General features: G+C 50.3%; 26 protein-coding genes. 9 read left to right on the top strand and 17 right to left on the bottom strand.

Annotated elements, in window-relative coordinates; genetic code table 11:
* The 15 genes from IPI86_RS20985 to IPI86_RS20915 form a co-directional block, all read right to left on the bottom strand.
* Positions 1-816 (bottom strand): 6-hydroxymethylpterin diphosphokinase MptE-like protein, encoded by an 816-nt coding sequence (locus IPI86_RS20985; protein WP_345299976.1) that lies wholly within the window; start codon positions 814-816, stop codon positions 1-3.
* Between the two features lie 6 nt (positions 817-822).
* Positions 823-1,227 carry a hypothetical protein gene (locus tag IPI86_RS20980; protein ID WP_345299975.1) on the bottom strand — a complete coding sequence of 135 codons (405 nt, stop codon included), beginning with the start codon at positions 1,225-1,227 and terminating at the stop codon, positions 823-825.
* Positions 1,228-1,295: 68 nt separating this feature from the next.
* Entirely contained in the window at positions 1,296-2,057 is a 762-nt protein-coding gene (locus IPI86_RS20975) for an SDR family oxidoreductase (protein ID WP_345299974.1), read from the bottom strand.
* Between the two features lie 4 nt (positions 2,058-2,061).
* Positions 2,062-2,862 carry a hypothetical protein gene (locus tag IPI86_RS20970; protein WP_345299973.1) on the bottom strand — a complete coding sequence of 267 codons (801 nt, stop codon included), beginning with the start codon at positions 2,860-2,862 and terminating at the stop codon, positions 2,062-2,064.
* Positions 2,783-3,715, bottom strand: a complete 933-nt coding sequence (locus IPI86_RS20965; protein ID WP_345299972.1) for a glycosyltransferase family 39 protein — start codon at positions 3,713-3,715, stop codon at positions 2,783-2,785. The genes IPI86_RS20970 and IPI86_RS20965 overlap by 80 nt, the downstream gene beginning before the upstream one ends.
* A gap of 7 nt (positions 3,716-3,722) precedes the next feature.
* Entirely contained in the window at positions 3,723-4,673 is a 951-nt protein-coding gene (locus IPI86_RS20960; RefSeq protein WP_345299971.1) for a phosphoglycerate dehydrogenase, read from the bottom strand.
* 3 nt (positions 4,674-4,676) lie between these two features.
* Positions 4,677-6,206, bottom strand: a complete 1,530-nt coding sequence (locus IPI86_RS20955; RefSeq protein WP_345299970.1) for a hypothetical protein — start codon at positions 6,204-6,206, stop codon at positions 4,677-4,679.
* A 167-nt stretch (positions 6,207-6,373) separates the two neighbouring features.
* Entirely contained in the window at positions 6,374-8,386 is a 2,013-nt protein-coding gene (locus IPI86_RS20950) for a hypothetical protein (RefSeq protein ID WP_345299969.1), read from the bottom strand.
* A gap of 114 nt (positions 8,387-8,500) precedes the next feature.
* Positions 8,501-9,163 (bottom strand): acylneuraminate cytidylyltransferase family protein, encoded by a 663-nt coding sequence (locus IPI86_RS20945; RefSeq protein ID WP_345299968.1) that lies wholly within the window; start codon positions 9,161-9,163, stop codon positions 8,501-8,503.
* Between the two features lie 35 nt (positions 9,164-9,198).
* A complete protein-coding gene (locus IPI86_RS20940; protein ID WP_345299967.1) occupies positions 9,199-10,041 on the bottom strand; it encodes a GNAT family N-acetyltransferase in 843 nt (280 codons plus the stop codon).
* A gap of 9 nt (positions 10,042-10,050) precedes the next feature.
* Positions 10,051-10,512: a GNAT family N-acetyltransferase gene (locus IPI86_RS20935; RefSeq protein WP_345299966.1), complete on the bottom strand. Its 462-nt coding sequence runs from the start codon at positions 10,510-10,512 to the stop codon at positions 10,051-10,053.
* A 61-nt stretch (positions 10,513-10,573) separates the two neighbouring features.
* Positions 10,574-11,344 (bottom strand): alpha/beta fold hydrolase, encoded by a 771-nt coding sequence (locus IPI86_RS20930; protein ID WP_345299965.1) that lies wholly within the window; start codon positions 11,342-11,344, stop codon positions 10,574-10,576.
* 33 nt (positions 11,345-11,377) lie between these two features.
* Entirely contained in the window at positions 11,378-12,139 is a 762-nt protein-coding gene (locus tag IPI86_RS20925; RefSeq protein ID WP_345299964.1) for a slipin family protein, read from the bottom strand.
* A gap of 245 nt (positions 12,140-12,384) precedes the next feature.
* Positions 12,385-13,317, bottom strand: a complete 933-nt coding sequence (locus IPI86_RS20920; protein ID WP_345299963.1) for a glycosyltransferase family 2 protein — start codon at positions 13,315-13,317, stop codon at positions 12,385-12,387.
* Between the two features lie 47 nt (positions 13,318-13,364).
* Complete coding sequence (locus IPI86_RS20915) at positions 13,365-14,213, bottom strand: sulfotransferase domain-containing protein (protein ID WP_345299962.1); 849 nt, start codon at positions 14,211-14,213, stop codon at positions 13,365-13,367.
* 78 nt (positions 14,214-14,291) lie between these two features.
* Here IPI86_RS20915 and IPI86_RS20910 point away from each other — a divergent pair, with 78 nt between their 5' ends.
* The 7 genes from IPI86_RS20910 to IPI86_RS20880 all read left to right on the top strand — a co-directional run bounded on the left by IPI86_RS20910 (position 14,292) and on the right by IPI86_RS20880 (position 18,704).
* Positions 14,292-14,885 carry a lysophospholipid acyltransferase family protein gene (locus tag IPI86_RS20910; protein ID WP_345299961.1) on the top strand — a complete coding sequence of 198 codons (594 nt, stop codon included), beginning with the start codon at positions 14,292-14,294 and terminating at the stop codon, positions 14,883-14,885.
* Positions 14,886-14,898: 13 nt separating this feature from the next.
* A complete protein-coding gene (locus IPI86_RS20905) occupies positions 14,899-15,348 on the top strand; it encodes a YhcH/YjgK/YiaL family protein (RefSeq protein ID WP_345299960.1) in 450 nt (149 codons plus the stop codon).
* Between the two features lie 83 nt (positions 15,349-15,431).
* A complete protein-coding gene (locus IPI86_RS20900) occupies positions 15,432-16,289 on the top strand; it encodes a hypothetical protein (protein WP_345299959.1) in 858 nt (285 codons plus the stop codon).
* 29 nt (positions 16,290-16,318) lie between these two features.
* The gene (locus tag IPI86_RS20895; protein WP_345299958.1) at positions 16,319-16,714 is read left to right on the top strand and encodes a MerR family transcriptional regulator; all 396 of its coding nucleotides are present in this window, start codon (positions 16,319-16,321) and stop codon (positions 16,712-16,714) included.
* Positions 16,715-16,725: 11 nt separating this feature from the next.
* Positions 16,726-17,703 (top strand): aldo/keto reductase, encoded by a 978-nt coding sequence (locus IPI86_RS20890; RefSeq protein ID WP_345299957.1) that lies wholly within the window; start codon positions 16,726-16,728, stop codon positions 17,701-17,703.
* A gap of 58 nt (positions 17,704-17,761) precedes the next feature.
* Positions 17,762-18,073, top strand: a complete 312-nt coding sequence (locus IPI86_RS20885; RefSeq protein ID WP_345299956.1) for an aldo/keto reductase — start codon at positions 17,762-17,764, stop codon at positions 18,071-18,073.
* Positions 18,054-18,704, top strand: coding sequence for an aldo/keto reductase (locus IPI86_RS20880; RefSeq protein ID WP_345299955.1), 651 nt, complete (start codon positions 18,054-18,056; stop codon positions 18,702-18,704). Before IPI86_RS20885 ends, IPI86_RS20880 begins: the two co-directional genes overlap by 20 nt.
* Before the next feature lie 84 nt (positions 18,705-18,788).
* On the opposite strand, the gene IPI86_RS20875 is transcribed toward IPI86_RS20880, so the two are convergent.
* Positions 18,789-20,414: a hypothetical protein gene (locus IPI86_RS20875; RefSeq protein WP_345299954.1), complete on the bottom strand. Its 1,626-nt coding sequence runs from the start codon at positions 20,412-20,414 to the stop codon at positions 18,789-18,791.
* Between the two features lie 45 nt (positions 20,415-20,459).
* A complete protein-coding gene (locus tag IPI86_RS20870) occupies positions 20,460-23,864 on the bottom strand; it encodes an ABC transporter permease subunit (protein ID WP_345299953.1) in 3,405 nt (1,134 codons plus the stop codon).
* Positions 23,865-24,137: 273 nt separating this feature from the next.
* Here IPI86_RS20870 and IPI86_RS20865 point away from each other — a divergent pair, with 273 nt between their 5' ends.
* Both IPI86_RS20865 and IPI86_RS20860 read left to right on the top strand, forming a co-directional pair.
* A complete protein-coding gene (locus IPI86_RS20865; protein ID WP_345299952.1) occupies positions 24,138-25,049 on the top strand; it encodes a hypothetical protein in 912 nt (303 codons plus the stop codon).
* Position 25,050: 1 nt separating this feature from the next.
* Positions 25,051-26,592 (top strand): hypothetical protein, encoded by a 1,542-nt coding sequence (locus tag IPI86_RS20860; RefSeq protein ID WP_345299951.1) that lies wholly within the window; start codon positions 25,051-25,053, stop codon positions 26,590-26,592.
* The last annotated feature ends 1 nt before the right edge of the window (position 26,593 follow it).

The raw sequence follows: 26,593 nt of genomic DNA, 5'->3' as shown, positions 1-26,593 counted from the left end.
TTAGAAGAGCGAATTGTAGTCCACTTTTGGGAAGATGGTCAGCTTGCCGCCGACGGTCGCATCCAGCACTTCGCGGCCTGCTTTTCGATAGGACTCGCGCGCAAAGTTGTAGCCGATTTCTGAGGTGTCGAGGTCGGGCAATTGCCATTTGAACCCCTTGGCAAAGTAGTTCGGCGAAAAATGATTCGGGTCATCGCCCTGCGAAACGACGGTCTTGTTTGCATCGCCCTTCGAGGTGAAGTTGTGATCCACACCGATGAGAATGACTTTTTCGAAACCCATGTGAAATGCCAGTTGCAAGGCAAAGTTCGTGACAGTTGCGCCCTCCCACAAGCGCCAGCGCACATCAGGAGTAAAACGCGGACCTGTGTAAGTGGTGTATAAAAAAGTTGGAATGTTTGCTAGTTGCAGGTTTTTGGAAAAATGACGATGCGAACGCCACGCGAGAAATTTCGGCATGGGCAGCGCGAGGATATCATCGCTGAATTGCTCGATGACAAGGTCGTTGATGGAGCAGAAGTAGGTGGTGTTGAATCCGAGTTCGGGGAACAGCAAATAGATGCGATTCATCCCGAAGGTGAATTCGTTCTTCAGCTTGGTGAGGTCAGTCTGTTTCAGGCTGGGACCGTTGCCGATGATGAAGGCACGCTGGCCTTTATGAACATCCTTGAGCGCAGCAAGGCGGCGAATGCTTTCGCGCCGCCACGGATGAAAATACGCATCGGGCAATTGCGGAATACGGCGGACGGCGTCGTAGGCGTTTCGCGCCGTTTGCAACATGGATTCAGGAAGGAGGGATTTCAGAGTTTGTTTCATTGGTTTTTATGAATTTGACAGATAGCTCTTACGAATGGGAATCAGGCTCAAGAGAATGAACAGGTCGAGTAAAAATACGCCGAGGAAAAACATATCCAGAATGTTCAGCAAAGTCAAAAGCAGGTTAATGCCAACCACAACCATGGCAAGGTAATAAGCCCAACTTTCGTTCTTTGCAAGCTGCCAGCCGCTGACGAACATCAACACCGCATTGACGAAGACAAAAAGCGACACAATATCGGCTGAGGTCAGGTTCTTGTTGACAATCGCCATGTCGTAATAAATGTAAATCACATAGCCGAGCCAGAGTGCGGCGTTCAAAAAGAACAGGATCCGCACAAGTGTTTTTCGTGACGGAAGAACATAAGCCTTAGTAGTCGGCGATTTGGTTTTACGGGATCGTTTTCTCATTGATTCGACACCTGCTTTTCACCGAAAAACCCAAAGACTCAAAGGAAAAATGGCTCCTACCAAGATTTTTACTCCGTGCTTAATCTCGCCGTTGCGCCGCCATCCACCACCAGCGCCTGACCTGTCATAAAGGACGATTGCTGATTATCCGCGAGGAAATAAATGGCATGGGCGATCTCTTCAGGCGTCCCCACCCGCCCGTTGACCGTTTTGCGGGCGAGGTTATCAAGCCTTTCCTGCATATCGCCGTGACCGACATGTCCGCGCCCGAGGCCAGCGCGCAGCATGGGCGTATCCACCGCACCGGGCAGAATGGCATTGGCGCGGATATTATCCGGCGCGAACTCAATTGCCATCGCGCGGGTCAACGCAAGCATTCCGCCTTTCGAAGCCGCATAGGCGGCAATATTTGCCGAGGTCTGAATCGCATGCACCGACGATACATTCACCACCGCCGCCCCACCGCGCGCCTTCAACAACGGATGCGCAAGTTTGACGCCAAGAAACACCGAACGCAGGTTTGCATTCATCACCGCATCCCATTCTTCAACGGTGGTCTCCACCAGCGGCTTGGCAATCTGCATCGCGGCATTGTTCACCAGCGCATCAAGCGAATCGGTCACCGCGCTGACCTTTTCAAAAATGGCCTGCATATCTTCCGGGCGAGAGATATCCGAACGCACGAAAAGACCGTTGGCAGGAAAACCTTCGCCGAAATCCGATCGGTCAATGCCGACCACATGCCAGCCTTTTTCAAAAAACAGATTGACGGTCGCGCGGCCAATTCCACCTGCCGCGCCAGTGATGAGAACGAATTTTTGTGTGTCCATTTTTTTATTCCAAATTCAATCGAAAGATAAAACAACCTTCCACAGAAGTTTCCACGTGGTAATTCTCAGCCACGAAGGCAAATATCTCTTCCATGCCAGGTTGAAAATACATTTTCTTTTTGACTCCGGGCTTCGAGAATTGATCCTCCCGCGCAGCAGGGTCCAGCGACGGAATCGCATCCACCGCCCGCGAACAGTCCACGATCATTTCTGGCCGACGACTGGTCAGGCCTTCGAGGTAACTGGTCTCAGCCCCGGGCGGCAGCGTCCCCTCAAGAAACAACGGATAGTAAACATACTTCACAGGTGAGGCACGCCCCGCCATAAAATTCAGAGTCGTTTCAGGATACCACGTTAATACGAGGTCGTCCTTCTGCGTGTTTGCCCGAATCGTTTCAGAAAGCGGGTCGGAATATTCAAGGCGTTGATTTGAAAATAGCCTCGAAAATGTCTCACCGTATCTTTTTACAGAGTTCGAAAAGACCACGAGGAATCCCAATATCAAAAGCAGGGAAGCGCCCAATTTGAAATTGTCGTGCAAATTTCGCACAAATTGTAATTCCAGGAGAAGCGGCTCAACACTGGCAAAAAGCGCCGCACCATAAACCGCCACGGCCAACGCCCAACTGATATAGTAATGTGAAAAATTCCTACCTGAAAGATTGCTCAAAAGAATTTCGAACGGAAACCACGCCAGCAAAAACCAATCTACCGGTGCGAGAGGGTTACGCTGAACCACCTTGCGAAGCACCTGATACCCAGTCAGCACATACCCCAAAGCAGCGACCCATCCCACCCACGACATGCCATACCGCCCAAAACCGCCGAAGATATCCAGCCATTCCCTGCTTTTGGCCGAGGCGTAGGAGAAATTGAAAATGATCGAAGCAAAGACCATCTCCCATGCCGCGCCGTGGATCTGGAAAAACAAAACCCACAGCAAAAGCGGAACGGCGAAGCCAGCAAGAACGAATAGAAGTCGTGTAAAAAAACTTTTGAACCACGGAGGCACGGAGATGCCGAGGAAAAGCCATTAAATCTCCGTGACTCAATGTCTCTGTGGTTAGGGTTCGGGGTGCAAGATTTCCAACAAAACCCGCAAGCGCAATTGCAATCAAAACCCCAAACAACCCGCCGATATTATTGGCGCGAAAAGAAAAGCTAATGCCGAACAGCAAACCGATTCCAAAATATTTCCAGCCCTTATTTTCATCCACAGAAAAAAATAAATACAACGCCAGCGCATTGAACAGCAGCGCGTATTCTTCGGTGTAATTTCCGTAGCCGAGCACGATCCGCAGGCCGAGTGCGGCAAGCGTGATCCCAAAAACCGCCGCGCCATGCTGCCATTGTTTCAAAATAGTTTTATATAAAATGAAAAGCCATGCAAAAACAAAAACAAACTCCACGCCCCACACACCCCAACGCGATCCCTGCCCCAGGAACAATCCCAGCGCATTGATGTAAAAGATCGCCGGGCCTTTCGAATCCCAAAAATCCACATAGGGAATTTTCCCGCTCAGAATCTGACTACCTGCATACAGAAAAAACCCGCCGTCTCTGGCTGGCTTATCGAAAAGCGGATTCCCCAGATCAAGGACCAGCGCGGCTAATAGAAAAATAAAAAGATACAGAAGCGCAGAGCGGAATTTGGACATGACGAACTCAGCCCTTGTATTCGAGTCCCAGCCCTGTCACCAGATTCTTGATCGTGTTCCAATGAATCCGCTCCCAAGCCGTGGGGCTTGAATTGGAATTGTGCGGCGCAAGCATGACGTTATCCATCTTCAAGAGCGGACTATCCTTGGGCAGCGGCTCATATTCGAAGACATCCAGCGCCGCGCCTCCAACCTGACCTGAACGGAGTGCGGCAACAAGGGCAGGCTCCTCCACGATGGGTCCGCGGGCGGTGTTGATGAGAACGGCGGTGTTCTTCATCATCGAAAGCGTTTCTGCATTGATGAGGTGATGGGATGTGGAATTGAGGTCGCAGTTGACAGAGACGAAATCAGATTCAGAGAGCAGAGATTGGAGATTAGTCATTTGTATGCCCGATTCAGATACGAAGACATGGTCAATGTCCACGATGTCGGTGCCGAGGACTTTCATACCGAAGGCTTTGGCGCGGCGTGTGACCGCCTTGCCGATGTTACCGATACCGATAATGCCCAGCGTGAGTTCGCTTAATGCCTTGCCTGGAATCTTTTCCCATTTTCCGCTCTTCATTTCCCTGTCCATCCACGGGCCTCTGCGGGCGAAGGCCAGCATGTATCCCAGAACCGTATCGGCCACGGGGGTGGTGAAGGCATTCGGCGTTCGGGAGAGAATGACATTGAAACGGGAGCAGGCTTCGGCGTCGATGGAATCGACTCCCGTCCCCCATTTGGAGATCACTTTCAAACGCGGGGAACAGGCTTCGATGACGCGCGCTGTATAACGGTCATCGCCACAAACGGCGCCATCGAACTGGCCCGCGTATTTGAGCAGGTCAGCCTCTTCCATTCTTTCTTCCACATCGGGGACGATCAGGTCAAGATCATATTTCTCGAACTCGGGTCGGAAGCGTTCGAGAAACGGAAGCATATAAGGGGCGGTGAGAAGGACTGTTTTTTTCATTCATCAATTTCCATTTGCACATGGGTTTTTGATTTCGCTGAACTCGTACAACTTTGGCACAGGCGAAAAATAACTGACATCTTCGAGAATATCATATTTCCCGCCGAAGTAGGCATTGAAGACCACGCGGAAAATATTGACGGGGGTAATGGTGGGGTAAAGCACATCTTCATGGCCAGGCATGAGGATGGCGGTGAAATTGCGCATGCGTTTGTCTTTGGGCTGCAGCCACGGACCATGATCGCTTTGAATGATGATGATCGGCGGTGTATCAGAATTCGCAAGGATGGTATCCACGGCTTCGATCATATTCTTGTTGAGATATTGCAATTGATTCACATATCCCTTTTGGTACATGTCAGCGGGATACATGCGCTGATCGTTCCAAAAATCGGGCGGATAAGTGGGGTTGCCCTCGGGATCGAACACGAACGGCGGATGCGGCGAGATCAAATGCATGTACGCGAAGGTGGGTTGCGGCATGGCTGAAATCTCGTCCATGCTTTCGAAGGTGTAGGTAAAACGATCGCGGAAACTTACGCCCATCAGGTAATCAGGATCCACCCAGCCGAGGTCCTGCGCATATCGCGCAAGAGTGGTTCGCAGGAACAGGCCTTCGAATTCATTCATCCCCGAAGAAGCAGGCGGCGGACTCATGAAATGGTCTACATCGGTGATCTCCAGCCAGGCAAAGCCTGAGGCAAAGTTGACCGTTTCATACCCCAGCGTTTCAAAATTGTAGCGTACCGCGTTGTGCTTAAGCGAATCCCACAAAACGCGACGCGCTGTGCTTTCAGGGACGAAGGCGTCGTCCAGTCCCTGCAAATATGCCATGTTGAGCGAGGAACCCAGCGAAATCTCGGTGCGGACGTAATTGCTCTGGCTGCACGAGGCGATGTAAAATCCGCGCTCCTGCAATTGGCTTTCGAAGGCGCTGTTATCGAAGCCATAAGCAGTGTATAGCAGGTCAGAGCGGCCATAGGAATCGAGCAGAAAGAAATACACATCAGGCGGATTTTCGGGCAGGGTCAGGTCTTCCTGAATGGGAGCCTTCTCCAACGCCACGCGATGCACATTGCCCACGCCGTTCGAAAAATCAATTTGCGCCGCGGCCATGATGACCAAAGCGAGGGCAACCGTATTCAAATTTGCCGCCGCAGAAACGAAGGTCCACTTTGGGCGGGTGGCCCACAAGACGGCAAGGACAAAAAGAATCACCCAAACCACCGCCAGCCATTTGGCATAATCGGCATCGGGCCATTTCTCGTCAACAGCGATGTAGGCATGGCCATAGGTGAAGAACAAGGTCAGCAGCAGGGTGGTCAAAAACGCGGCGCGATGCACTTGTTTGAAGAAAAGCCAGACGATGAAAAACAACAAAGCGCCGAACACCACAGAAACCAACAGCGGACGAATCCCTGTGTTCGATTGCACCTGCCCCGCATTCGACGAAAGCAAAGCCAGCACAGGATACGCGCTGATGACAATGGGATACCATGGCGCGTTGAAAAAACTGCTAAAAAACTTTTTCATTAATAAAGTGACCTCAATCTTGAATTGATGAATAGCACAAACCCAAAAAACTTTACCACGGAGGCACAGAGACACGGAGTTTCGAAAAGGTTTTTTCTCTGTGTCTCACCCGCACTTGCGCGAAGTGCAAGTGCGGCGCCGCCGTGGTTCAAGGCATTTTCAAAATTTTACTTGCAAATATTATGTTCGATCACAGATTTCACTTCGTCATTCAGCGTTTCTTTTTCCATGAAATCCGTCATGATATTGCAGACCTGAAGGCGCAGGAATTTATCCACTGTAACCAACCTGGCCGTACTGCGCACCTGCTCCACATCGCCGAGCACTGCCGAGGCTTGCAGGAAAGGCATCCACTCCAGCGCATCTTCGGGGTAGTGACCCGCATCCAACGCCTCTTTCAACAGAACAGGAATCTGCTCCCAATCGCCGCGCTGACGGGCCAGATCGGCCTTCTGATAAAAGTAGCACCAGCCATGCTCAGGTTCACCGCCAAACACAACCGCAGGCGGGGTTGGAAATTCGCCTTCCGTTTTTACATTTTCCAGCCGTGAGAACGGCGCGATCAACAACAACCGATGCTGGTCAAGCGGCGACAACTCAGGCACATCGCCGTTGATGATGCGAACACAGCCGTTCGACCGCGACTGAATCATCACCAGCACATTCCCAAAATCGCGCTCCAGATAATTTCCACGGCGCAGCGGAGTTTCCACACCGCCATTTGTCGCGATCTCCAGCACCACATCATCGGTCAGCACGGCAGCGGGCAATTTTATCTCAACTGGATTCGCGCTTTGCTTTTCAGGATAATAGATCAAATTCGCAGGGCCCCAAATAAAATAATCCTCACTCAGCGGGCTGCCCGGGTACGAAGCGATCAAGGTCACCCCAGGCTCAAACTGCGGCACGCGCCACGCAACCTGCCACCAAAAATCGCGAGTCGCCTGCGCCTCATCCACCGCGCGGATCGCATTGCCATAATGAGTCAGCACCGCGATTGCCACAAAGAACGAAAGCACCGCAATCCGCGCCGAGATCTTCTCGATGACCGTCACCAAAAGCAGCGCCGCCCCCACCGAAGCAATCAACGTATAACGCGAATAATCTGGAAGCGTGACATGCCGATTGACCAGAATCACAGGCAGGAGTCCGCCCACGATGCTGATCAGACTCAACAACAACGCCTCGCGACTCAAACTCGGGCCTGCTTCGGCTTCCGATCTGCTTTTATCCACCCGATTCATCCCCAACACCGTCAGCGCAACCGCAAATCCCGCCCACCCAAACGCAGACATGACATCACGCAGCCGCATCGGGAACGCCAGCACATACACAGGCAATCCCCACGCCACCAGCGTCACACTGACCATATCCTGCGCGAGATAATTCAACCACCACAACAACGTCAGCGGAGATGAGGTCAGTTGTGAAATCTGCAAGCCAATATCCGTCGCCTTGCGATCCGATTCAAAGAAAAACAACCGCCAGACCAAAAATCCGCCAGCCACCAGCAAAAACGGCAGACTGGCAATGAACAAATTCCCCGTCTTCTGCAAACGGGATGCGCCCTGCGTCCGCCACATCAAAATGAAAATACAACCGAAGCGAAAGGCTTCCATACCGATGAAATATTCCATCTGACTCAAATAGCCCCAGCCCGCCAAAATGGACCCAGCCATAAAAAGGAAACGCGGTGTGCGTTCAACGGTCAAAAGCGATTTAATCGTCAGTGCAACCGAAAGAGTTGCGAGGAATAATCCAAGAATATGCGATTGATAATCAATGGCATTGGTCTGTGAAAGAAAACCTGGATACACCGTAAACAAAAGCGCGGCGGCCAACGTGGCAAATCGCTTCCACGGCCAGAGCATTCTGAAAGTCCAATATAAACATACGCCGCCAAGAAATCGGAATAGAAAAGCGCTTAGGTGGTAATAAAAAGGTTCGAATCCGAATAGCGAGAACAGCGGAATCATCGCCAGCGCCCGCCCGGGGCGGTCACCGCTGAAAATGACGTGGAAGAAACTGGGATCTTTCACCCACATGTCGTACATTAGATACCAGTCATCGTTGAGGTAGCCGAATTTACTCGCCAGCGGCAGATAGGCAATGGCAGAGACGGCAAAAATGATCAGCGCGCCCAGCCAGAAGGAATTGGATTTTTCGTTTTTGGTTTGCATGATAATCTCACAAGAAGGGTGCGTCGCACCAGACGGGTGGATTTTGCCTGTTAACAAGCAGAATCTCAAGGTAGATTCTCTACCTATGTCTGGTGCGACGCACTCCGTGCCGCGCTACAGTCTCTTTCTCATTAAAAAGTCGGTAATCTCGAAATCGAGTTCTTCATCTATATCCCAGGCTTCATCGGCATCGATCTCGAACATCAGCGGGGTATCGCCGATGCGGTGATGTTTGCGTTCCAAATTCTCGCGGGTGAAAATATACAGGCAGGAGTTTTCTTCATACACGGGCGGCAGATCCTGAGTCTGGATCAACTCAAGCGGGTTGTGGTTGATGGCGCGCCCGTCCTGAAAATACAAACGTGTTTGCAGACGGGTCACAGAAAACAGAGAATCATTTTTGGGGTAATTGGTAAACAGGGATTGAATTGCGCGCGAAACCGTTTCAGGTTTCAACAGCGGATTGGTGGAATGCGTCTGCAAATAAAAATCGGCCTGCACCTGTGCCGTATCATGCAGCAAAATGTCGTTCATCGGCACATCGTCGGCGCGAAGATGCTCGGGGCGTTGGATCAGCTTCACAGTTGGAAAGAGGCGGCGCACTCCGTCCATCACAGGCTCGGAGTCAGTATCCACCATCACCGTTTCAATTTCGGGCACGGCGAGCAAGGTCTCAATGATATGCTGAAAAAGAGGTTTGCCCGCGAGCGGGCGATAATTTTTGCCAGGCACACGCTGGCTGTGGTGTCGCATGGGGACAAGGGCGGCTAGTTTCATGCCCCCTATTTTATCCCCATAATGGGCACTATGTCTTACAACATCAGCGACATCTGCCACTGCGAAATTTCTTCGCGCTGCATGCCAACCTGCTCGAAGACACCGCAAATTTCCTCTGGATAAAGCGCGGAGACATGCCATGTTTTTTTCGGGAAGCGCGCGAATAACGCCCGCATGATGACTCCGCTGAGGCCTGCTCCCCGTGAACGGGATTTGACCAGCATCGATGAAATGACGATATGCTCCGCGTCGGGATTGCTGATGAGACAATAGGCATCGTTCAAGCGGAAGGCGCGGGCGGGCGGCGTGTGCTGCATAATGGATGCGCCCGAAAGCTGCCACGGCAGATCTGACAATCCGTGATACGCGACGAGGCGCGCCAATTCGCGGATATCTATTTCCACCAATTCATCATCTTCACTCTCGCCATCTTCGGCAGGCTGTGGATTTTCAAGTTTGTACCCAAGCAGCCTGCGAATAATTTTGAAGCCAACTTTTTGATATAACTTCACACCCGCCGTATTTTGCTCGATGACTTCGAGCACCATTTCTTTATCGCCGCGAAGACGCGCTTCTTCGATGAGATTCTGCATCGCCCAAGTGCCTGCGCCGCTGTTCCTCGCATCTGTCACGATCCCCATCGCCGCGAGTCGACTCGTCCAGCCGCGGCGGGCGATCAATGCCACACCGATCGGTTCGTCATCTTTGATAAGCACGCGGCTTTCGGTGAGATCAATGCCATCGCGGCGCATCATGGTCAACAGCACAGGCGTAGTGATATTGATGGGAACAAAATATCCCTCGAAGCCGCGCGTGAGCAGATCGGCAAGTTGAGGGATAGGGAAATCGGAGGCAGGTTTGAATTCAAATAATGACATGATGAAAATTTACAACTTCTTACTCATATTTACGCTTGTGACTTTATAGTCAATGGTTTCATATAATTTCCGCGCCACGTGATTGGAGCCAAACACATGCAGTTCCAGTGAATTCAATTCCATTTCGCGCGCTTTTTCTTCGAGGAGCAGCATCAGACTCTTGCCATAGCCTTTTCCGCGAAATCTCTCGTCAATAAACACATCGTAAATAAATCCGCTTTTCGAACGATGATCTCTGATCTTCATCCAGATCATCCCAACCGCTTCCTCACCATCATATAAAGTGTAAAGAAAATTATCTGCGCTATTTAATCCCTGCGGCAACAGTTTTTCGAATTCCTTGCGGGATTTTTCAAGGGATTCAGACTCGATCCAGTTTCCCGCGCGGACATGCTCCGCTGCGTATTCAGGGATCGAGCGTTCAAGGAATGCCTCAAATTCAGGCTGGGTCATGGGAATTAGTTTGGTCATGCGGTGATTATACCGAAAAAGCTGACAGCCACCTTTGAGGTGGCTGTCAGCTAAAAGTTTGCTACTCGATCTTTCCAAACCATTCAAGGCAGTAATCTGCCACTTCCTCCCAGCCGCGTGAGCCGATCAGAAAATGGTCACGCCCGGCGAATTCCTTGAAATCCGTCACAGCAGGGCCTTTATATTTCCTGTAATTGGACCTGTTCAATGCGGCAGGGATGATATGGTCTTTCTCGCCCGCCGTGATCAACAGCGGACGGCGCAGGCGGCCAAAGTCAATTGTTCCCGCGGCCCCAAGCGACGAGGTCGGCACGCCACGCGATTCAGGGACGACGTACCGGTCATAAGCGGCGCGCTGTTCATCCAGCGGAAGCGTATTGACAAAGGCATATTGGAAATGCTCAAAACTCATCCGCACAGGCTGGCTGAGCAGAAATGGATTGATGGCGGGGAAGTTTGCCTTCAAGAATGAAAATTCAGTGGTAAACACGCCCGCTGGCGGCGCAGGGTCAATGGCAATGCCTGCCACGGCCAGATCGCGTTGAAGCAGTAACTGCACGACCAACCCACCCATCGAGTGGCCGATGATGGCGGGTTTTTCATCCAAACTTTTGACGAAGGCTTCCATGTGGTCAACAATATGTTGGAGTTTTAGTTTCGCAAGCGTCGAATCAGGATGCGCCTTGCGGAGTTCCTCCACGGATTTGTCACGCCCGGGCCAGGCAGGCGCAAAAACGCGATAACCTTTGGCCTCGTAATAGGGAATCCACTTCTCCCAACATAGGGAGGTCATAAACATGCCGTGAATGAGGACGATGGTCTTGGATTTCATAGGGTTCCCTTTATTGGCTATTTATAAAATTTCTCACTTCCCGGTTGTCACAGATGGAAAATTGAGAACTTCAGGTGAGGTTGATAAAATAATTGTGTTACCCGATTTACTTTCTAAAGCCTGCAAAATTCTAAGTTGCAGCAAAGCAGGGTTATTTTCCAGTAATTTAGCGGTGTTTGCAAGATTTCGCAACGAAGCGCCTTCGCCACGAGCACGTTCCAAAGCCGCCAAACCTTCATTGCGTGCATTTACAATTTGGGCAAAGATATTTTTGAGATCACCGGGAAGCATAATATCTTTAATATCAGCCGACAATAAAGCCAGACCTAATTCCGCCGCTTTCTCTTTGCTCTTTTCTAAAAGAGTGACTCCGATCTGTTTGCGTTTCGCAAGCAATTCGTCAATCGGGGTTGACCCAAACAAATCACGCAATTCCAACTGCAAAATCAAATAAAGGGATTCGGTGTAATTGAAAGCGCTGTTTAATGCTTTAAATGGATCATCAACTCTAAAATTGACAGCAACGCTCACCTTAACACCGATGTTATCTGAACTTAGAACATCCTGACCAGGGATTGTGATGAAGCGCGCGCGAATATCAACTTTTTGCACTTTCTCCAAATATGTATATATCCAGTAACTGCCAGGTTGAAGAACCCGATGGAACTTTCCCTGTTTATATACTACGCCTCGCTCGTTCTCAAAAATAACAACCCATCTTAGAGAAAATCGCCATACGAGTCCTAAAAATATAAGGACAAGGCTTAGAATAAACAAACCAATTAACGCGTCCATGGTTATTCCTTTTATACAAGTTGACCTGCCTCAAAGAACTGCCAGGTTTTCAGCGGAGGTTTTAACCTACATGGCTAATCGTCTGTTGCCAAAAGGCACAACTCTTTGAGACAGGCGCAGTGGGGATTTGAACCCCGGGATTGCTCCCGTACCTAGGCGGCGGTGAAACGTAGAACCAGAATGGAGATGCCAACCTGACTACTTGCTTCCGCTGTTTTATTCTAACATGGGGGAAAGCAAAGATATTAACGCTTGTACTTTATCGGCGCCACATCCCGTTTTTTTTCATCTTTCATCTTTCTTTCCCTCGCATAATAAAACGTCTCGCGCAATTGCGGCGTCACCAGACTCGTCTCGCGGTGACCCATGCGCGTGCCGTGGAATTGCATGGTGCGAAACCAAAAGATGGATGAAATATTTTTCAGCAAGGCCCGTTCACGCGCAGCGTGCCAGAGGTCGCTGAGGATATTGGTGACGGTCAGGCGCAGAAAGTCGTAAAAATTGAAATGCGCCTCGGGGTAAATTCTCCGCAGGGCCATCGCTTCGCGGCGATAACGGTTATAGACTCCGCGCGGCGTTTCGTTGTGGACGTGAATGATCTCGGCCTCGGCCACGTATGTGATGGCATGTCCCTGCTCTTTGGCCCATTTGGCCCAAGCCAGATCTTCAAGACCTGTCAGAGTTTCATCATAATTATTCTTCTCCCACAGGCTTTTGCGGATCGCGGCATTGGCATTGTTGCAAAAGGCAGTCTCCTGTTTTGGCTTGCTCACATCGGGATACCATTGATGAAAGATCTGCTGTTCGGAAAACTTCGCAAATTCGGGTCCGCGCTGTTTGCCATAGGTGAGGGCAATGCTTTCATCTTGAAATGGACGCAGCAGAGTCTCCAGCCAATCGGGATACACAGGATAGACATGGGCACTGGCGATGACGACAAGCTCGCGCTTCGCTTCCTTAACCCCATAATTGAGCGAGCGTCCGAAAGTGAATTCTTCGGGACGGATTTTCACGATCCGCGCGCCGTATGATTCGGCGATGGCGACAGTTGAGTCCGTGGAACCTGAATCCACGAGGATGACATCCACATCTTTGACAGTCTGCTGTTTGATGCCTTCAAGCAAACGTCCGATGTGTTTTTCTTCGTTATAGGCGCGGATGACGATGGAGCAATTCATAGTGAATAGTGAATAGTGAATAGTGAAAAGGGGTTTCTATGACCTTCTCACCACTCACTATTCTTTTCATACCCTAACTTTATCAGCAAGTCGCCGCCAACTTTTTTGAATAACTCCTTATGCTCATCTGTGAAATATTTTTTCCACTCGCCTGTTTTGCCCGAGCGGAAGGTCGGAGACTTTTTCGGGTTGATGGATGTTTCGAGGGAATCAAGGATCAGTTGTCGGCTTGTTGGAAGCGGGGCGCGGCTGAGGAGATGGTCCATGATGCGGGTCAGAGTCGCGGCGCGGTCGTGAATCAAATCTTCGAAGTGAATCGTCAAAACTTCTTTTTGATCGAGCCAGCCGAGATAAGGCGCAAAGCGATCTGCGATATTCGAGAATTCGATATTTGCGTCGGGCCTGCCCAAAATGCTGACATTAAGCCGCGCGTTGAAATCAGGCAGCGATTGATAATATTCGTGATGGACGTGACGGGCTTCCATATCGGTGACGTAGAAAACATGCGAGACCACCACATCGCGCGGATCGCGGAAAATGAAATACGGCGCGAATTTCGGCGAACATACGCGGGTGATGGTTTCGGGCCTGGCAAAGAGGTGCGCGGAGGCAACGTCACGTGGGTGAAGTGAATCGAGCCAGTTGAGTGCCTGCTGTGGGTCGCGTTTTTTTCCGCTTTCGCCTTCGTATTCGGCATAAAAAGAATGCACGCGTTTTGCATACGGCGCGACATTGGCAAAGCCGAGTAAAATCTGGTCAAGCAGATGTGTTCCGCTTTTCGGAAAGGAAATACCGAGCAAAATGGGCAAGTCCGCGGGTTGAGAGGCAAAGCGGGCTCGCTGGATCTGTTTTTCGGTTTGGTAGAGAATTGCACGAAGTGATGATTTCAAAGCCATGCAGGTATTTAACCACAAATTCGTTTTTGGCAGAGACGTAAATGAATGTTCAGGGTTATATAAGCCGAGGATAAAAACTTGAAAAACACGATCTTCACCACCCCCGTCATTAGTCAGCTTCTGCGATTTCTGAGCAATTCAATCATGCGCCTGATCGGCTGGAAAGTGGAAGGTACCCTGCCGAACCTGCCCAAGTACATCATCATCGGCGCGCCGCACACTTCAAACTGGGATTTTCTGCTGTTCCTTGCGACGATCTTCCATCTCAAAGTGGATGCGCGGTACATGGGCAAAGCCGAGTTGTTCCGCGGCCCGTTTGGCTGGTTCTTCTACTGGTGCGGCGGAATCCCCGTGGATCGCAAAAAATCGCAGGGACTCGTTGAGCAAATGGTGGAAGCCTGCAACAACTCAGACAAATTCATTCTGACCATTGCACCCGAGGGCACTCGTCACAAAGTGAAAGAATGGAAGCGCGGTTTTTATCACATTGCCAAAGGCGCAGGGATTCCGATCATAATGGCAAAAGTGGATGGCAAAAAAAAGGCCATGTGCGTGGGCGAGGTCTTCCACCTCACCGAAGATATGGAAGCGGACATGCTGGCAATTCAGGATGCGTTCAAGGGCATGGTGGGCATCAATCCGCGCAAGAAATACATCACACTGCAAAATTGATTCAAGGAAAATCATGGTCATCGACAGGATCGAAAACGCCCCGTTATATTACGCCATCCATCCCAGATTCAAATCCGCGTTTGATTACATCCGCCAGATCGATATCAACGCCATCCCTGTGGGAAGGCATGAGATCGACGGCGAGAATATGTACGCGCTTGTTCAGGAATACAACACCAAGTTGAAAGAAGAAGGAAAATGGGAAGCGCATCGCCGCTACATTGACCTGCAATATATTGTGCAGGGCGCCGAGGGCATGGGCTACGCCAATATCCATCATCTGCAACAGGGTGACTACGATACGAACAAAGATTTCCTTCCGCTGTTTGGCGAAGGCGACCAAGTGGTATTGAAGAGCGGCTATTTTGTTCTGCTGTTTCCAGAAGACGCCCATATGCCCGGCATGGCCATTGGAAACCCAAAACCGGCAAAGAAAGTGGTTATCAAAATAGCGGTCCAATAGAATTCCCCTTGAAGAAGTAAAAATAATAACGTTATTGTTGGCTTATTCTTTATTCAAAATTCAATCAACATTCGAGGTCATGCATGAAAAAAGAACATCGAAGCAACCTTGTATATCCGATTACCCGTTGGGTGGCAGGATTGGTCATTCCCTTTCTCGTTGTAGCCTTCATCATCTTATATTTTCTTCCAAACAACACAGCAACGCTGTTTGCATGGGAGATCAAACCGCCCATGACCGCCATGATGTTGGGCTCCGCCTACGCTGGCGGTATTTATTACTTCACGGGTGTGATCTTGACCCGTCAATGGCACAGAATAAAAGTGGGGCTTATCCCTGTGACCATTTTCGCATCCATACTCAATGTGGCAACCATCCTGCACTGGGACAAATTCAACCACGGCACACTTCCCTTCTTTGCATGGGTCTCCCTATATTTCACAACTCCATTCATCGTCTTCGGGCTGTGGCTGTGGAATCGCGGACAAGATACAAACCAGCCTGATGAAAGTGATGCGATCATACATCCTTTAATCCGCCTCGTGATCGGAGCTGTAGGTGCGACGACGCTTGCGATCGCCATATTCTTATTTTTGAATCCAAAGCTGATGATTCAGCTCTGGCCGTGGACTCTGACTCCGCTCACTTCCCGCGTTATGGCTGCGATGTTCTCCCTGCCGGGCATGGTGGGCCTGGGTATGGCAATGGACTCGCGCTGGAGTTCCGCGCAGATCATTTTGCAGTCTCAAGGATTTTCCATTTTGCTAATTCTAGTTGCGGTGGTTCGGGACCGGGCTTCTTTCAACTGGTCAAATCCTGGAAGCTGGCTATTCTCAATCGGTCTTGCAGGGATGCTGGCAGGGATTGTCGTATTTCATGCTTATTTCAACAATTATCACAAAATGCAGAAGCAGCAACGCATAGAATCACCCTTGACTTAGAGTACGCTCTAAGATGTACACTAGGGGGTATGGATATCCAAAAAGACAAACTCACCATTCAAGATGTCGCCGAAGCGACAGGGTTAAGTGCGCACACCCTGCGCTACTACGAACGTGTTGGGCTCATCCACCCAATCGGGCGTGAGGAGAACACACGCCGCAGCTACACCGCAGACGATATCGGCTGGATCGAATTCCTCATGAAACTGCGCGCCACGGGCATGTCCATCAAGGACATGCAGCGCTATGCGGAACTTCAACGTCAGGGCGATGAAACGCTCCCCGAACGGGTGGAGATGTTGAAGTCACTGCGTGGCAGCGTGGAAGCGCGCATCGACGAATTGAACGAACATTTGAAATTGGTGCGTTACAAAATCGAGATCTATTCACAGATCATCGAAGAAAAATCACTGGAAAAAATATGAAAGGAAAGCAAATGATCACAACAAACTCACTTCAACGAACACTGGGACGATCCGGACTTCAAGTCAGCGCAATGGGATTGGGCTGCTGGGCGATCGGCGGTCCGTGGAAATGGCTGGACGGACAAGGCGGCTGGGGCGACATTGATGACAACGAATCGATCCGCGCCATTCACGCCGCACTCGATCTTGGCGTCAACTTCTTCGATACTGCCGCGAACTATGGCACAGGCCACAGCGAAAGGATTCTGGGCCGCGCTCTCGCAGGCAAACGGGATAAGGCGGTCATCGCCACAAAATTCGGATTCGTCGTTGATGAAGCCAACAAACAAGTCACCATGCGCAAAGACGATCATCTTCAATACGTCCGCCAGGAATGCGAAGATAGTCTGAAGCGTTTGAACATCGATGCGATTGACCTGTATCAATTGCATGTGTGGGATTACCCTATCGAAAAAGTGCCTGCCATGGTGGATTTACTGGAATCACTCGTCAAGGATGGGAAGATCCGCCACTACGGTTGGAGCACGGACTCTGTAGAAGGTGCGCGTCTCTTTGCGCAAGGAAAGCACTGCGCCTCCATTCAACATGACTTGAATGTGGTTCTCGATGCACCTGAAATGCTGAAAGTTTGCGAGGAATTAAATCTCGCCAGCGTGAACCGCAGTCCACTGGCGCGCGGCGCGTTGAGCGGAAAATATGCCAAAGGCACTACCTTTCCTCAAAACGATGTCCGCAATGATGAGTGGTCAAAGGATCATTTCTTTGCACCCACCCTCAATCAACTGGATGCGATTCGCGAAATCCTCACCAGCAATGGCAGAACGTTGGTCCAGGGCGCGCTGGCATGGATCTGGGCGCGCAGTGAAAAGACCATTCCCATCCCTGGCTTCAAGACTGTGGCGCAGGTGGATGAAAATGCAAAGGCCATGCAATTTGGTCCGTTGACGGCTGAACAGATGAAAGAAATCGATTCGCTTCTGGGAAGATAATCAACACGCTCAAGGCGGAGTCCTCCGGCGACAAGAGCAAAGTAACAAGGAGAACACAATGAAGCTTCGTCCATTTGGAAATACCGGCATGAACGTCTCTGAGATTGGGCTTGGGGCGTGGCAGTTGGCAAACCCCGATTGGGGAATCAATGACAAGAATGAAGCATTGAAAATCGTACAGAAGTCGCTTGAGGCAGGATGCAATTTCTTCGACACCGCGCCAGGCTACGGCGGGGGAAGAAGCGAGGAACTTCTCGGTCAGGGATTAAAGTCCGTACGCAAAGATATCATCCTCTGCACCAAGTTCAGTTATTACAATGAAGATCATAAGGGCGAATGGAAGGCAAAGCATGTTCGCTCCTGTTCTTGAAGGAAGTTTCAAACGTCTGCAAACGGATTATGTTGACATTCTGCTACTGCACAACCCGCCGCGTGAATTGATGGATGGGAATGCATCGGCGGAGTTATATGCGGAGTTGCAAAAGCTGAAAGACGAAGGCAAGATTCGTGAATATGGTGTCTCGCTCGATTGGCGTATCGAACTGGAAAACGTGTTGGATACGACCAAGAGCAAGGCCGCCGAGGTGTTCTTCAACGCGCTGTATCAGGAATGCCTGCCCGCTTTTTCGAAGGCGCAGGAACAGGGCATGGGACTGATCGTCAAAGTGCCACTGGACTCGGGCTGGCTTTCGGGGCGCTATCGCGGAAATCATAAATTCGATGATGTGCGCAGCCGCTGGTCTCCTGAAATATTGGCGCGCCGCAGCGACCTCGTTGAAAAATTCGCCGCACTTATACCTGAAGGAACCTCGATGGCGCATGCCGCACTGCAATTCGTTTTGGCTCAGCCGCAGGTTTCAACGGTCATCCCTGGCGCGAAGACAGTGGAGCAGGCGCTGGATAATTTTGCCGCAGCGGATAAACAATTGAGCAAGGAAACAGTTCAAGCCATGCGAGATCTGTGGACAAGGGAAATCGAAAGCGATCCATTGCCGTGGTAAACGATAGAGCCGTCATCAAAAGATGGCGGCTCTATTTTTACGCAAGTATATTTTTGAATTTGAGCGGAATGAATTCCACAAAGATCATTCTTTTAGCAGAAAATCGCCATTCTGCAACACTCCGTCTTTAATCACCTTCAACGACTCCGAACCGATCAACGTATCTAACTTAAATGATTTCAATCTTGCCTGTGTGGTACGGACGGATGGCTCAAGAAATTCTCCAAACGGCAAAGAAGTCTTATATAACTGGTAATACAAAAACCTGCGTGCATTACGCTTGAACTCAAGCGGGACATCAATCGAATCAACTGCCAAAAACTCTTTCACCTTTCTTCTTACTTCATCAACCGTCTGCGGGAAGAACACTGTAGGATATTGCGTAAATCGCGCTTTACCCGCGCACAGCACTGCCGCGCCCATGATGGAAGCTTCGAGGCCGATCGTGGAGTTGTAGATCATTACGAATTTGGATCTTTGAATCAACTCGTAGGAACTCAGCGTCTCACGCGGACTCACGAAAACGATATTCGCCTCTTTCTGGACCTCGCGGCTGGTTGCCCACCCCTCGACAGTTTCGCGGCTGGCTTTTCTCACCCGTGTTTCGTCGGGGTGCGCGCGGATGACAAACAACGTATCGCGATTTTCGCGGGCGATCTCTAAAACCATATCCAACCAGTCGAACATGTCTTCGAAGACGGTGTTCGCATGCGGCTGACTGGTATCAAAAATGACATTGGTAAAGATTGGGACGATCTGCTTGAAACCAGCCGCCTTTTGCAAGAACGACTCGTCGAGCCCTTTCATATCCGCCCAAAATTTGATGCCCGCCATTGTGAAATCACCTTGAAAGCGTTTGGCAAGATAAGCATCGAGTTTGGCGTTTTGAGCAGCGCTCATTTCAAATTCATCAGGAATATGGATCGGGTACGCTGTCGCTTCGCCTTCGGTGAAGTAGGCGGTGGCAGGCTGGAGTCCCACCTCGTGGGTGATGACGCGCAGTCCGCGCTTTTGGGCGATGTAGCGGGCGGTTGCCTCAGGGAAGAATTGCCCGTTGAAGACGATCACCGAACGTGGATTCGTTTCATCCAGAAGTTTTGAAAACTTCTGTGCCACATTCCACGCGGACAGAATGTATTCCCGCAAAAGATAACGCGTCGATTCGTCATCATTCAAGTGATGGATTCGCAAAACCCATCTCAACCCAGGCAGGCACAAGGCGCCGAGAGGGATGTCTTGAAAATTAAAAGTGGAAAGTTCGGGAACGGAAAGAGACGAGATGCGGGAAACAAGTTCGGGGTCACGGTCAAAACCAAACCAGCCAACCCTCGACGTTTGAACGTTTGAACGTTTCAACGTTTCAACGTTTTTGTACAACGCCTTCGACTGCATCACACACGACTTGCACGGCGGTTCTTTCTGCACGTTGTCACGATTGGTCCCAAGCACACAGTGACTCATGCCAGAGTTGCAGGCAAAATAAATCACGGGAATCCCCTGCAAGCGAAACGCCCACGAGGTCAGCAAATGAAATCCGCTGTTCCATGAGAGGTCATCGATGCCTGTGGAGGCTTTGAAGAAAACGACTGGCGCACCGTTCGGCTGTGGTTCTTTGCGAGCCACCTCGCGCGCCACGGATGCGATCTTGAGATTATTGAATCTGCGGACGAGTCCGCGCTTGATACGTTGGGTGAAAAATTCTTTCAGCATGGATTTTCTCGCCCCAATCTTATCAGCAAATCATTTGTTGCGGCACTATGGAATATGCAGCTGTTGGCCGACAAACAGGGCTGAATCCACGGTAAGTTGATTGGCATCCGCAATGGCGATCGGATCCACATCTCCAAACTGGCAGGCGATTCCGCCGAGAGTTTCCCCTGACTGAATGACCACATAGGTGGTGGGATGTACCCGCAAAGCACGCTGCGCAGGGAAGGGATTTCCATTTTGCGGAATTTGCAAAGTCATTCCTGTATAAAAAGTTTGAGCAGGGCCAAGGCCGTTCAAGGCAAGCAGGTCGACGGGGTCAATATCGAAACGACGCGCAATACAATAAGGGAATTCTCCCGCCTGCAATGTATAGGTCGTCGGGCGCAGGTCAGCGGGTGCGGATGTGTGCGTCAGGCTCGGAAGGATGGTCGGGCTGGGAGTTGGAGTGGGGGTTGGGGAAGATGTCAGTGTGGAAGATGCCTGGGGAACAGGATCAGGCGTCTCGGTCGGAGAAGATGCGGTGACTGAGGGCAGGGTCACTGCCACGGGGATGGCCATTCTATCGGAGGCGGCCGATGGTGCAGGGCTGAAAATCCCAGAGAGAATTTTGATGGATGTCTTTCCATCTTTGAGTGGAACAAAAACAAAAATCGCCAGCAAGGCTGCGGCAGTGACTGCCGCGATCATCCTTCTCGAAACATGGCGCGGCTTTTCTGATTCCTTTTCTCCAGCGAGAGGGACTTGATCCAACATGCGCGGGTTGAGAACTCGTTCAAGCGCTGAGCCGAGTAGCGCAAATGCAAGACCTGTGAGCAAAAGCAGAGAGATCGGCGCCAGAACCCAAAACGGCGAACCGTACAATGCATTGCGTGCCAGTCCATCGTATATGATTCGTCCCCACGATGGATAATTGGATTTAATATTGAACAAGCCCAGCGTTGCTTCAAGGAAAATAAAGCCTGGAATCTGTGCGACCAGTTGTGGAATTAGAACAGGAAGAATGCGCGGCACGAGATAACGTGTAATGATCCTGAAATCGGTTGCGCCATAGGAACGTGCCATTTCAATATAGGGCGCCTCTTTAGCCTGCAATAATGCGGAACGAAAGGTCTTGATGGGAGAACCGAAAGCATTCATCATGACGACAAGCCCAAGCACAATCCAGATATTGATTCCAAATAATGCGTAAGCCAGAACTGCGATCATCAACCCCGGCAGCACCATATTGATCTCGGTGAGGCGTTGAATGAACTCATCCAGCCAGCCGCCATACCAGACCCCAATGGCGGGCAAAAGCATCGCAATGAGAATGGTAACAAGTGTCCCAAGCAAACCGATAATAAGGGCGAAAGGCATCCCCCACAACAAAGGGACAATCAGATCGCGCCGCCAATAATCTGTGCCTGCCGCGCCATACACCTGCCCCAACAAAACAAGTTCCGCATCCAGATCGCTTTCATTTTCGAAGAGCAGGCTTTTGAGAACCAGTTGATATTGTCCATGCTGCAAGTGAAGCTGCATCTCGTGCGGTGTTGCAAAGAGCAGGTTAATGGCGGGCGTTGGATATTGCCCCAATCGAACGAACCAGTTTTCCCATTCGGGGTTTTGCCGAATCAGTTTATCAACGCGAATACCTGTCTCGAAATCATAATTCGTAACTGCATTGATGGATTTTGCGACCAACTCAAGATTCCTGCCGTCTGGTGTGATCCACGTCAGCGAGATGAAAGGGAATTTTTCAACATACTTCGGCTCCAGATACAGAAAAATATCACTCGGCGTTTCCCTGTAGACATAGTCAAATGTAAATGTGGTTATTTTTTCGACCCAGCCATTTTCCAATGATCGCAGTGACACCTGAGCCTGCGGACTCTTTTCGTTGATGACAAGCGTTGAAAGCCGCGGCACTGATCTGAACAGGTTCGTCCATGCAGGGACAGCCAAACGCGGCGTGTAACTGCGCCCCGTCACCCGATTTGTGTTGTACTCCATGCCGTATTTTTCATAAGGCAATCCGATCACAGCATAAATGGACCCCACCAACATAACGGTAATGACGATCAATCCAAATATGGCTGATGGATATCTGCGAAGTTCATGGAAGAAGAGTCTGCTCCGCACGCCAAAATTACGGACCGATTCTGCAAACGCCTCCCACATGAATTTCAGCGGTCGCACTGGACCTGAGGCCTGCTTCGGTTTTCTCGAAGTTTTCTCTTTCATCCAGGCATTGAATCGGGCAAACCAGTCGGTCACCTGCGTTCTGGTTTTCACCCGCCCCTGCGTAGTATTTCGTGATGGCAGCAAATGGATCCGTGGATCAACAAGGGCATAGGCCAGATCAAGGAAAAACACGACCGCGCCAAGCAAATACGCAAAAATGACCACGATCTCGATCACCAGCATCAATTGTCCGGGATCCATGCTTTCGCCCCAGAAATTAGGCAATGCCTCACGAATATACAACCACCCGATCCCAGGCCATTGAAAAACCGCCTCCAAAGCCACTGTCAACTGCCAGAAGCCAATGATGATCGTGGCGAAACTGGTCATCACATATGGCAGGGCAGGTTTGAGAATGTATTGCCGTTCCAATATCTTGTGTGGTAATCCTTTTGCCCGCGCAAGGTCAACATAATCCTCTTCAGAATAGAGAATGAAAAAGGTGCGCCAGGCATAAACCACTTGAAACAACATGCTGAAAACAATGGCCGAAACAGGCAACACCATGTGCCTGGAAAGCATCAGCACATATTCAAGCGGGTCTTTCGGGGCGGCAAAGTCAAACTTCCCGCCGACTGGAAACCAGCGCAGCTTCACCGCAAACAAAGCGATCAGCAGCATGGCCACAACCCAGCTTGGAATGGAAGAGATCGGCGAAAGGAATGTCAACAGCCGATCAAACCAGCCGCCATAATTCCGCGCCAAATACAACGACAGCGGCATGCCGATCAGAAATATCAACAAAAATGCGGTTCCGATTAAAAGCAAGGTGTTGGGTAAATATTCCAACACAACATCCCGTTTCCCAACCGGGTCAGCCAGCCCAAATCCTGCTACTTCGGTCGAGGTTACAGTCAGTTCTCCCCAGTTGAACCGAAGCGCGTTCGCTGTCCACAACAGGTAACGCGGAAAAAATGGAAGCTCCAGCCCCGCATCTTCACGCAGTTTTTTCTCAAAGTCATCCATCTGGCGTTGATCTGGATATCCGTCCGGCATTCTCTGGATCGCCCCATTTGCAATACCAATGCGGATCATACGCGCGATCTGGGATTCCAAGCTGATCTCAAATGGGGACCGTGCAGGGTCAAGCCCACGCGGGGATGGTTGATTGGCAAGTATAAGTGTGAGAAATACCCCAGCAAAGATGGTGGCGGCAATCGTCAATACCTTACCCAGCAAATAACGCAAGGCACTGATCCAAATGCGCGCACGGGAGGGAAATTCCACCAAAGAAGGATTTCCTGCCAAACCCAATTGAGATTTCATTCAATGAGTTATACAGTACCTCCCGTACATTTTCACCCCACCCCAGTATGGATTTGAACAAACTTTATTCGGTATTTTATCCATCAAACACAAAAAGACTATTCTTTATTACAAACACCATACAGGCAGGCTGTTGCTTTTCATGTTTTTTGACCTATACTAGTAGTACCATAAAGCACAATGTGCTTTATGCATTTTCCACCCGTTAACCCTACAGCTTCAAGGAGGTACAAATTGGGCAGGAAAAAACCATCTTCAGAAAGTACGCCAGAAAACACGCCAAAAACCACAAAAGAATGGATACAGGTCATTGTGGCTTTGATCGCAGCAATCGCAACGATCGCAGCGGCTCTCATTGCCATCATCCCTGTGCTCATGGGAGACCCACCAGCAACACTCACGACCCCCACAGTTTCTATTCCTTCGACTTCGACTCAGGCACAAAACACATTGACGGGCAAAATGCCGCCCACCAATTCTGACCAGTTTTCGGTAACGCAATTTTATAAACCAACCCAGCACATGGGTGACCGCGGGGATATCAACATCAGCGGGGTCGGAAATTCAAACAACCCGATCCTATTTACCTATTCCGCCTATGGAAATGGTCCGCACGAATGGGACTATAAATATGTGAACAAAGAGATCAACCCCAACCCCGCCAGGTTTGCGGGAATCATGTTCATCGACTCAGCTGGCCCGGGTGGGACAGACCCCAATAATGGGTTTGACTTGAGCGCATATAAAACCATCAAGTGGGAGGCAAGAAGTATACAAGACAGCGTGGATGTGAAGTTCGTCATCGGCGGTGTGACCTGGGTCTGGGATGAGCAGACAAAGGAAAGGGTTTCCGCTCCATATCCCGATTCGATCAAATCCTCCATTTTGATGTGCGAGCCCACACTTACAGAGGAATGGCAAAGTTTCGAATATGACATATCAGGTTTCACGCCCGATATGCTGCAACACGTTGTAGGAGTCTTCGGCTGGACCATTGATTGGGGGGATAACAATATTATTTCCATCACCAATCCAGATGCAAGCATTGTCCCTGAAAATCCCAGGAACCTTATCATCGAAATTCGCAACATCTATTATGACAAGGCCGCCATCGCAAACTCAGCAAGAAAAAATTGTGGGAGCTAAAATGACCACCAAATCCCTTCGTCCATTTCACACCATACTGCTGACGGTTGTTCTATTATCAAGTTGTGCCGCGCCGTCGGCAACACCCCAGCCGAGCAACACGATTCCCGCGCCTGGGGGAACACTTCCGAACGACTGGGTCGAAAAGGTGAAAGATATTGTGTGGGTCACCTATTCGCCGCCCAATGCAGACCCAAATAAAGGACTGGAAACAAGTCTGGACGATATTCGCGCAGACCTTGAGGTGTTGCGTGAAGCAGGGTTTACAGGTCTTGTAACCTATGATTCAAGAGGAGTGATGGGAAAAGATCTTCCCGTCATCGCTGAAGAAGCAGGGTTTGATGGCCTCATCATGGGAATATGGGACCCCGCCAACGAAGAGGAATTGTCCAATGCGAAGGCGGCTTCAGCTTTTTCAATTGTGCTTGGTTTCTGTGTGGGGAATGAAGGATTGAGCAAGCGCTATGAGATGCCAGTTCTGTCGTTTGTCATCGATAATCTGCGCGAGGAAACGGGCAAGCCCGTCACCACCACCGAGGAACTTGATGATTATTACGATGAAAAACTTCTGCAATTGGGAGACTGGGTCTTCCCAAATGCGCATCCATACTTCCATGGCCAGCTTGATGCGGTCAACGCCGTTAAGTGGACAGAGGGCGCCTACAAAGACCTGGATGGAAAAACCGATCTCTTTGTACTTTTCAAAGAGGTTGGGCTCCCCACTGCAGGGGACTCGGAAGGAAAGCTATCGGAAACCGTACAAAATCAATATTATCAAGAGCTGGAAAACACCGAAGTTTCCTTTGTGTATTTCGAAGCCTTCGACCAGCCCTGGAAAACCAACCTGTCCGTTGAACCCAACTGGGGAATCTTTTTCTCAGACCGAACTCCCAAGGAATTGGGTCTGCGCTTAATGGGTGAGGAACCCATTGTTGCAATCCCAACCTCCACGGCCACAGTCCCACCCATTGAGACCGCGGTCTCCATCTCTGACGATGTGTTCTATATCTACAACGATGGAGCATCGCCTTACAATCACTTCAGCCCAAGCGGATACATGGGTGATACGGGTGATATTCAAATCGACGGGGCCAGTGAGGAGAATCCACAATCGGGGGAGACTTCCATTCAGGTGATCTACAACCTGCAAGGAAATGGACCCTACACATGCGACTACAAGCCGCCCTGCAAATGGGCCGGTGTTTACTGGCAGCAGCCAGCCAACAACTGGGGCAAGGAACAGATCTGGGCTGGGACCGGGTACGACCTATCCGCCTATAGCCGCTTAAAGTTCTGGGCGAGGGCAGAGACAGCCTGCACACTGGAATTCAAAGTTGGGGGAATTATCGGCGACTACGGAGACAGCCTTTCCTATCCGCGCGGCATCACCGAGAAACTGACATCTGAATGGAAAGAGTATGAGATTCCCCTCGATGATACAAATCTCTCCTACATCATCGGCGGTTTTGTATGGTCAACAAGCTGGGAAAAATGCCCGGGCGGTGCAACATTCTATCTGGATGAAATTCGATTCGAAAAATAGA

The sequence above is a fragment of the Candidatus Villigracilis affinis genome, assembly GCF_016705895.1.
In the GTDB taxonomy this organism is placed as follows: Bacteria; Chloroflexota; Anaerolineae; order Anaerolineales; family Villigracilaceae; genus Villigracilis; species Villigracilis affinis.
The sequence above is the reverse complement of the archived record's forward strand: the minus strand, read 5'-3'. Positions and strand labels throughout refer to the sequence as shown.